The organism is bacterium, from assembly GCA_040755795.1.
Lineage (GTDB): Bacteria > UBA9089 > CG2-30-40-21 > CG2-30-40-21 > SBAY01 > JBFLXS01.
This window is the reverse complement of record JBFLXS010000556.1, coordinates 1-2,203: the sequence shown is the minus strand read 5'-3', so window position 1 is coordinate 2,203 and position 2,203 is coordinate 1. Positions and strand designations below refer to the sequence as shown.

The 2,203-nt window shown below is 35.5% G+C and carries 3 protein-coding genes; all 3 read left to right on the top strand.

Annotated features, from left to right (window positions below; translation table 11 throughout):
• Window positions 1–384, top strand: a 384-nt coding sequence (locus AB1414_19605; protein MEW6609620.1) for a hypothetical protein, incomplete at its 5' end; no start/stop codon positions are given.
• A 24-nt stretch (window positions 385–408) separates the two neighbouring features.
• Window positions 409–1,320, top strand: coding sequence for a DUF5050 domain-containing protein (locus AB1414_19600; protein ID MEW6609619.1), 912 nt, complete (start codon window positions 409–411; stop codon window positions 1,318–1,320).
• Window positions 1,321–1,585: 265 nt separating this feature from the next.
• Complete coding sequence (locus AB1414_19595; GenBank protein ID MEW6609618.1) at window positions 1,586–1,840, top strand: hypothetical protein; 255 nt, start codon at window positions 1,586–1,588, stop codon at window positions 1,838–1,840.
• Window positions 1,841–2,203 lie beyond the last annotated feature (363 nt).

Here is a 2,203-nt window from a genome sequence, read left to right as displayed (position 1 = left end):
TTGGGGAAAGGACTTGTGATAGCAAGATACCTTGTTCAAGGTGAAATAGAGAAAGCTATTTTTCAATTAGACCCAACACATATAGCCGACATAGCCGACATAGCTTATAAAACTGTAAAATATGGAGGGTATATTAATGACTTGGCAAGGACACAGTTAGGAATGGAGACTATAAATTTTTATGAAAAAGGGATAAGGGAGTATATCTATGCACAAAAAACAAATTTACCTCATACGGGGGTAGAATTTCCTAACTTACCAACAAGTAATTTTATTAAGGCTGATATTATATATTATTTGAGACATCAATCTCATATAGGAGGTTCTAATAACTGGCTACCTGATAATATTAAAGGGTGGATAGAATATTGGGCTAATCACTAGAGAGATTGTGTAGAGGTAAAGTTTATGAAAAAAGTTAAAATTATAAAATATATAACATTTATTTTTACATTTCTTATGCTTAATGGGTGTAAAGAGTATCCTTCTAAAATTGTGTTTGACTGTCTGGATGAGAATGGTTGGTCGGATATTTATGTAATTGACACTAATGGTAAAAATCAAGAAAGATTAACAACTAATCCATCTCATGATTATAATCCTTGTTGTTCACCAGATGGTAATAAAATTGCTTTTGTGTCGGACCGTGATGGCCCTACAGGAATTTATATAATGAATGCTGATGGTACAAACCAAAAAAGAATTAGTGAAACTGATACAATTGATGCTTCTCCTTATTGGTCGCCAGATGGAAAGCAAATTATTTTTACTTCTTATTTTGGGAATTGGGAAGAAGGAATTAACGAGGAAATCTATATTATGAATGCAGATGGGACAAATCGAAAGCGACTAACTAATCATCCAGCACAAGATAGCGAACCTTGTTTGTCACCAGATGGTAAGAAGATTGTTTTCGTTTCTTGGCGAGATGGTAATCCTGAAATTTATACTATGGATATTGATGGTAAAAGTATAAAAAGATTAACAAATAATAATGCAGGAGATATTGAGCCTATTTGGTCACCTGACGGTAAAAAGATTGTTTTTGTATCTAAGGGGAAAAGAGATAAAAATGTTAAAATTTATGTAATGAATGCTGATGGTTCAAATCAAATAAGATTAGGGGATGACTCTGCAAGTCCTGATTCTGACCCTTCCTGGTCGCCGGATGGTAAAAAGATTGTCTTTAAGACGCTCAGTAAAGAATTAGGTAACTGGGAGATTTTCATAATGGATGCAGATGGAAAAAATCGAAAAAGATTAACCTATAATGAAGTTCCAGATGGACGCCCATCATGGCAACCGATTGCTAAGGAGTAGGTAATTGGGTAACTTGGTAATTAGGTAACAGAGTAATTTTCGTTTCATTCGCTAAATTCGATTACTTAAAAGTGCAATTTGGGGCTAAAAGGTGGTAAAAATCCCACCTATTTTAGCTGTAATTAATACAGGAAATTCCGAATTCTTCCGGGGACACAATACTTATTTCCTTTTAATTAGCATTGTGTCCCCCGATTTTCCCCTCAGGAGAGGATTTTGCACGGGGGATTAGAGTCAGACGGGGGATTAGAACAAAAGGAGTAAAATGATGTCTAATAAAGAAGAAAGTACATATCAGAACCTTCTAAGAGATTATGTTTATTTTCTGCTTGAAGATGCTCATGAAGCGAAGGCAAAGCGTGATAAGGCTCGAGGTACCCCTGATGAATCTTTCTATACTGGATCTCTTCTTGGTTTTCACCGTAGTATTTCTCTTCTTCAACAGTATGTAGAATCTTTTGGCATACCACTAGAAGAGATTGGTTTAGACAAGATAGTACCTGACAAAGATTTCGTATAGAAAATTTAGAAAATTCCTGGGGGAAATTCCGGGGACAAAATTCGACAAAATTCCGGAAAATTCCGGGAGAATTCCGGGGACAGAATTCCGGGGACACAATACTTATTTCCTTTTGGAGAATTCCGGGGACACAATACTTATTTCCTTTTGGACAGAATTCCGGGGACACAATACTTATTTCCTTTTAATTAGTATTGTGTTCCCCGATTTGCCCCAAGGACTTTGCTAAATTTGCCTTAGGTATAGGAATGGAGTATGAAAAGACTAAATCTTTATGTTTTCCACTTACCTTAGAACTTTTTATTATTGGTGATAAAGAATATCCTTGGATATATACCTGGTGGCGAGATGGAAGTACTTACT

Coding starts and splice junctions, on each gene's coding strand:
- AB1414_19600 (MEW6609619.1), top strand. CDS start 409: ATGAAAAAAGTTAAAATTATAAAATATATAACATTTATTTTTACATTT.
- AB1414_19595 (MEW6609618.1), top strand. CDS start 1,586: ATGATGTCTAATAAAGAAGAAAGTACATATCAGAACCTTCTAAGAGAT.